Raw genomic sequence first — 6,190 nt, forward strand, 5'->3', positions numbered from 1 at the left:
TATTTTTAAATAAAAGACATAATTAATTAAAATTATAATTTGCTATTAGTATCTTTTTAAAAATATTTACAATTATTTTAATANTTTTTTGAATAAAACTATTAGATTAATTAAAAATAATAAAGAAGGAATTGAAAACCAAACACTATGGAATAATATTGGTTGTGATATTGAAGGTGATATTTCTCATTATTGAAAAGGCACTATGATTAAAAAAGCTATTTATAGTGAAAAAACTATTAGAAATAAATTAAATGCTAGTATGATGGGATTAAAAAATAAAATTGATTTATTTAATAGTAATGAACAAATGCTAGAAGAAAATAAATTTAATTATTCAGTTAATAATTTTGTAAATAATAATTTACAAAAAAATTTATATTTTTATTAGTTTTATCTAAGAAATTAAATAATTTTAATAAAAATGTATTTTTTGTTGTGGAAAAATTTAAAAAAATAGAAAAATATATTGACATTAAAATTAAAAGTAATACAATCTAAATAAGTAAGTGGTATATTATTCCACAATTTCTAAGATATTAATTTAAGACCCTTAAATAATTTATACGACCTATTTTATAATTAACATTATTTTTTAACATAGCTTCACGAACAGGGCGATAAGTTTTCCGATGCAATGATGTAATTACAAATTCTTGTAATGCTAATAAATGTTTTTTGGTTCTGTACCCTTTATTATTTTTAAAATCATATTGTGGATAATCTTGATCAAATTTGAGCATTAAATTATCTCTTGTTACTTTTGCTAAAATTGAAGCTGCCGCAATTGATTGTGAAAGACTATCTCCTTTAATAATTGCTTGGTGATGATAAAATGGTCCTAACTTTTCTGCATCAGTTAAAATTATATCTGGTTTAACCATTAAATTATCAATTGCTTGTTGCATACCAATAATACTTGCTTGCTTAGGATTCAAAGTTTCAACCATTGCAACAGAAATAATCTCAATCGTATAACTAATTGCAATAGACATAATTTCATCTGCTAATTTATTTCGTTGCTTTACTGTTAATTTTTTACTATCCTTAATTTCATCGTTAACATAATTTAGCGGTAAAATAACAGCGCTAACAACTAAAGGACCTGCTAAACACCCACGGCCAGCTTCATCAGTTCCTGCCATAATTGTTGTATTAGGATATGGCATTAAAATCTCTTGTTCAAATTTATTCATAATTAATTGTTCCTCTTCCAGGTGGAAACTCAAAAGACATTAAACCAAACTTATTATTTCATAAATTATTTAAAAAATCAGTAACAATATTATTAACATTATCTTCATCAACTTTATGAAAATGATTTTGTTGCATTACTAATAATAATTCAAAAAGTTTTTGTTCATCTGTTACATCAAAATTATCACTTGGTAAAAGATGATATTGCTTCGCTAACAAAGAAAAATAATATTTATGCATTCATTTTATTGCAGCTAAGCAAATTTCTTCTTTTGGTAAAATATCTTCTTTGATTGACCGTGTAAAAGCTAAATTCATTGCTACTTGTGGGTCATTAATTTTAGGCCATAAAATTCCCGGAGTATCAATTAAATCAATTTGATGATTTAATTTTAATCATTGTTGGCCTTTTGTTACACCTGGTTTATTGCCAACTCGAGTTGAATTTCGTTTTATTAAAGCATTAATAAAAGTAGATTTTCCAACATTAGGAATACCAATTACCATTACTTTTAGTTTTGGTGATTTAATTCCTCTATTTTGATCACGTTCAATTTTACCAGCTAAAACAAAATAAATTTTTTCAATAATTAATTTTGTAATATTGCCATGCTTACTATCCAATGGTAAAACAGCAATCTGTTGCGATTGGTAATATTCAAGTCATGCCTTGATGGCAACTGGGTCCGCTAAATCTTTTTTATTTAAAATAATTAACTTTGGTTTTAAACCACGTAAGTTATCAACCAATGGATTTGAAGAGGAAAACGGAATTCGACTATCAACAATTTCAATTACTAAATCAATTAATTTACTTTGCTCATCAATTTGTTTAATTGCCTTTGCCATATGGCCAGGAAACCAATGAATATTTATTGTCATTTTATTTTCCTCCTTTTAATCTTTTTTTAATAATTTTTATCATTTTAAATAAAAATTATTTAACATAATCTTCAACTCATTCCAATGAAATTGCGGGAATCTTCTTCCCTTTTTTAATATCTTCTAAAAATTTAGCACATAGAAGTAAATTATCGGTTGTTTCACTATCAGGTAAAGATAAATTTGTTGTCATTAATTTAATAAATTCTTTAACAATTTGTTTTACTGATGATTTTGGTTGAATTCGAACACTATATGCTGTTTCTAATTTTTTTTGATATTTTGTTAATAACAATTGGAATGCTTTAATTGCTACTATTTCTGTATTATCCTCTATTTTAAAAAGTCCTAAAATTTGTGTATTTCAATAAACATCTGGTTGAGAAAAATTAATCCCTGTAATTGGTACTGTGTCAATAAATTCAACATTATTATAACGATAAATTTTTTCACGGGTAAAAAATATTCCTCTTCCTTTTTCAAATGTTTCATTATTATCAAATATTTTTTCTAATAAAAGTTCTTTATTACTATCTGGTAAACTAATAATTAATATCTTCTTATTAGCATACTTTTTTAAAAGTTTCTTAAAATTGGCTAAACACCGCTGATATTCTTTACTAGTTTGCTCTTCATGACATAATAACATTTGACAATAAATTTCTTGGCTATGATAATATTCCATTCATTTTTTTGTTTGCTCAACATCAGCTTTTTGTGTGTTTGAAAATAAAATTATTCTTTTCACATCATTTAATTTCGCATAATTTAAAAGATTAGCACCAGAATGTGCAATTCTTGCATCAACTACTTCAATAATAACATCAGCTGTTTCAGCAAGTTTATAAACCCTCTTATTATTTTTAATAAATTCTTTGGGAATTGAAAATTTCTTATCACACATAATTGTGTTTCCTCCTTGTGTTATTATTTTAATACAAATTAAAAAGACTTTATCAGTCTTTTAGGGTTATTTTGTTTTAATAATCTCTTTAATTCGAGCAGCTTTACCAGTTCGATTACGCATGTAATAAATTCTAGCACGACGAACTCGTCCATATTTTACAATTTCAATCTTATCAATTAATGGCGAATGTAAAGGGAATTTTCTTTCAACGCCAGCTCTATTACTAATTTTACGAATTGTAACTGATTCTGCAATTCCGCTACCTTGTAACTTAATTACTACTCCTTCAAAAGCTTGAATTCTAAACTTATTTCCTTCCTGGATTTTATAATGTACTTTAATTGTATCTCCTGAAGAAAATTGTGGCAAATCACTACGAAGTTGATCTTTTGTAATTTCTTCTGTTAAATTCATCTTCATAATTGTTTTTTTCCTTTCTACGGTCGTTAAACCTTTTTTCGTTTTTAATTTTTTCTAATAATATTTGTTGTTCTGTGGTTAAAATTTTTTTTTCTAAAAGTTCGGGACGTTTTAATCAAGTTTTTTTTAATGCTTCATATTCTCGTCATTGGGCAATTTTCTGATGATGACCACTTAATAAAACTTCAGGAACATAATAGCCATCATATTCAACTGGTTTTGTATAAACAGGATAATCTAATAGATTGTTAGAAAAAGAATCATTGAGATGTGATTGTGTATTAATTACATTTTCACATAAACGAGTAACACTATCAATTATAACCATACTAGCTAATTCACCGCCAGTTAAAATATAATCACCAATTGATAATTCATAATCAATATAATATAAAATTCTTTCATCAAAGCCTTCATAATGCCCACAAACTAAAATTAAATCATTATCATTTGCTGCAAATTGTTGCACTTGTTCTTGCACATATTGCTTACCTTGTGGTGTTAACAAAATTGTTACACTGTCTTTTGTTTGGTGAGCTTTAATCGCTGCTACTAATGGTTCAATCATTAAAACCATTCCTTCACCACCACCATATTGGTAATCATCAACTTGATGATGTTTGTCAATGCTATAATCACGAATATCAACAATTTTAATTGCAATTAATTTTTCATAAAGTGCTTTTTTAATAATTGATGTTGTCATAAAATTATTGAACATTTCTGGAAATAAAGTTAATACTGTAAATTTTTTCATTTTAAATCACCTTTTTTAAAATAATTTCTTGTTGTTGCAGATCAACTTGTTCAACATATGCATCAACATTTGGAATCATCATTAATGTACCATCTGTTGTTTTAATTTCAAAAACAAGATGTGCCTTAGTTTCAAATTGATTTACTAAAATCCCAATTTTTTTTTGATTATGAAAGACTGTAAAATTAATTAAATTTTCCTGATTAATAACTTCTGTATAATTTAAATTTGCTTTTTGAGCAAATAAATAGCATTCTTTAAAAGCTATTACCTCATTAATATTAGTAAACTCTTTAAATTTTAAAATATAATCTTGCTTAGTATCAGTAATTTTAATTAATGTTACTGGCGTATACATCATTTGAACTTGAATAAACATTAATTTATTAAGCAATTTATTTATATTTTTAATGTTTATTAATAAAGTTGCTTTAAGTTCACCTTTAATTGCATGGGGCTTTTTAAGTTTAAAAATTTTTAACAAAGTTTCCATCTATAAAACCTCAAACTTAATATTAACTTTATTTTGATCAACATGTGCTCTAATATTTAATAAAGTTCTTAAGCTATTAGCAATTATTCCTGCTTTACCAACAACATATCCTAACACTTCTTCATTACACATTACTAATAAATTAATTTCTCCTACATTTGTCGATGGCATTTGACGAATTTCATAATATAATTCATTATCATCCTGACAAATTAACGGATTAATTAAATTTTTAAGTTCAGTAATATACATTAATTAACACCACACTTAATTACAACTATTTTTTGGCATCTGTTGTTGTCTTTGCCTTCGGTTTCTTTGTTACCTTTGCTTTTTTATCTGTTGCTGCTTTTTCTTTTGTACTCTTTGTTGTTTTAGCAGCATATTTTTCATTATGCAATTTAGTCATTAAGCCTTCTTTACTTAACAAATTACGAACAGTATCAGTTGGTTGTGCTCCTGTTAATAATCATTTGTAAGCAAGATCATGATTAATTTTTACATCACCATTAATAGGATTATATGTTCCAATTAACTCAATATATTCTCCATCACGTTTGACACGAGCATCTGTTGCAACAATTCGGTAGAATGCTGCTTTCTTTTTACCTATTCTTTTTAAACGTAATTTTACCATTAATAATTTCCTTTCTAATTCTGCGTTCATGTTAAACTATAAAACTTAACATCCTTTATATAATACCTGAAATTAAAAAAGAGTCAAGTTTTTTAACTTAACACTTTATTTTTTGCTAATCATATTTTCCTTCTTCAGAAAAATCATTTTTAAAAACATTTAACACTGATTGTGGGATAAAAACATCTTTTTTATGTAATGTCATCCCTTTTCCACTAATTCCAAATATTTTTTCATTTACCCGTTTGTTTAATGTTTCGCCTTGATATTTAGAATGTAGCTTATTAGACTTCTTGCATAACCTAGTTATTTTAAAATTCCTATAAAATATATTTAAAATAGAAATTATAGCAATCTAAAATTATGAAATTTGATAAATTTGATTTTATTAATGCAAATTGTAATTGCAAAAACGCTTTTTCCAAAGCTCTTATTAATAAAACAATAACATCATTTAAAATAAATGCAACTATTTTTTAAAAAAATTAAAATATTTTATAAATATAACTTAATTTAACCATATTTAAGCATACTAAAAAATCATTTATTAAGTTTTATTAATAAATTTATTTATGAACTAATGTTAAAAATTCAAATGCCTTTTTAGAAGAAATTCAGTTAAGACAGGGGCGTAATTTATTATTAATAGTCTTCATTATTCAATTTAGTTGTTTATTATCAACTTTATTAAAATCTGTTCCAGGTGGTAATCAATGTCTGATATCTCTATTTATTCTTTCAACATGAGGTTTTTGAGTGGGTGTTCCAGCATCGCAAAAATAAACATTAGCACCAGTAATTTTTTCTATTTCTTTTCAGTTACTAAATTCTTTACCTTGGTCAGTAATAATGCCTTTAATACAATTTTTAAATAATCTATTCTTAAAAATATTTTTA

General features: G+C 25.3%; 10 protein-coding genes. 1 reads left to right on the forward strand and 9 read right to left on the reverse strand.

Annotated features, from left to right (window positions below; translation table 4 throughout):
* The first annotated feature begins 88 nt into the window (after positions 1-88).
* The gene (locus tag EHV01_RS02400; protein WP_422066048.1) at positions 89-391 is read left to right on the forward strand and encodes a hypothetical protein; all 303 of its coding nucleotides are present in this window, start codon (positions 89-91) and stop codon (positions 389-391) included.
* A gap of 148 nt (positions 392-539) precedes the next feature.
* Here the strand turns inward: EHV01_RS02400 and EHV01_RS02405 are convergent, their stop codons facing one another.
* The 9 genes from EHV01_RS02405 to EHV01_RS02445 all read right to left on the reverse strand — a co-directional run.
* The gene (locus tag EHV01_RS02405) at positions 540-1,196 is read right to left on the reverse strand and encodes a ribonuclease HII (RefSeq protein WP_422066049.1); all 657 of its coding nucleotides are present in this window, start codon (positions 1,194-1,196) and stop codon (positions 540-542) included.
* Positions 1,189-2,079, reverse strand: a complete 891-nt coding sequence (ylqF, locus tag EHV01_RS02410) for a ribosome biogenesis GTPase YlqF (protein WP_422066050.1) — start codon at positions 2,077-2,079, stop codon at positions 1,189-1,191. Before ylqF ends, EHV01_RS02405 begins: the two co-directional genes overlap by 8 nt.
* 55 nt (positions 2,080-2,134) lie before the next feature.
* Positions 2,135-2,983: a ribosome biogenesis GTPase RsgA gene (locus tag EHV01_RS02415; RefSeq protein ID WP_422066051.1), complete on the reverse strand. Its 849-nt coding sequence runs from the start codon at positions 2,981-2,983 to the stop codon at positions 2,135-2,137.
* Between the two features lie 66 nt (positions 2,984-3,049).
* On the reverse strand, positions 3,050-3,406 hold the full coding sequence (gene rplS / locus EHV01_RS02420; protein WP_400249111.1) for a 50S ribosomal protein L19: 357 nt from the start codon (positions 3,404-3,406) through the stop codon (positions 3,050-3,052).
* A complete protein-coding gene (gene trmD, locus EHV01_RS02425; protein WP_422066052.1) occupies positions 3,360-4,163 on the reverse strand; it encodes a tRNA (guanosine(37)-N1)-methyltransferase TrmD in 804 nt (267 codons plus the stop codon). The genes rplS and trmD overlap by 47 nt, the downstream gene beginning before the upstream one ends.
* A gap of 1 nt (position 4,164) precedes the next feature.
* The gene (locus EHV01_RS02430; RefSeq protein WP_422066053.1) at positions 4,165-4,656 is read right to left on the reverse strand and encodes a ribosome maturation factor RimM; all 492 of its coding nucleotides are present in this window, start codon (positions 4,654-4,656) and stop codon (positions 4,165-4,167) included.
* Positions 4,657-4,908: a hypothetical protein gene (locus EHV01_RS02435; protein WP_126820775.1), complete on the reverse strand. Its 252-nt coding sequence runs from the start codon at positions 4,906-4,908 to the stop codon at positions 4,657-4,659.
* A 25-nt stretch (positions 4,909-4,933) separates the two neighbouring features.
* Positions 4,934-5,293 carry a 30S ribosomal protein S16 gene (rpsP, locus tag EHV01_RS02440; RefSeq protein WP_415746052.1) on the reverse strand — a complete coding sequence of 120 codons (360 nt, stop codon included), beginning with the start codon at positions 5,291-5,293 and terminating at the stop codon, positions 4,934-4,936.
* A 566-nt stretch (positions 5,294-5,859) separates the two neighbouring features.
* Positions 5,860-6,190, reverse strand: a 331-nt coding sequence (locus EHV01_RS02445; protein WP_422066054.1) for an IS30 family transposase, incomplete at its 5' end; no start/stop codon positions are given.

It is taken from the genome of Spiroplasma sp. hy2 (assembly GCF_044714365.1).
GTDB lineage: Bacteria > Bacillota_I > Bacilli_A > Mycoplasmatales > Mycoplasmataceae > Spiroplasma > Spiroplasma phoeniceum.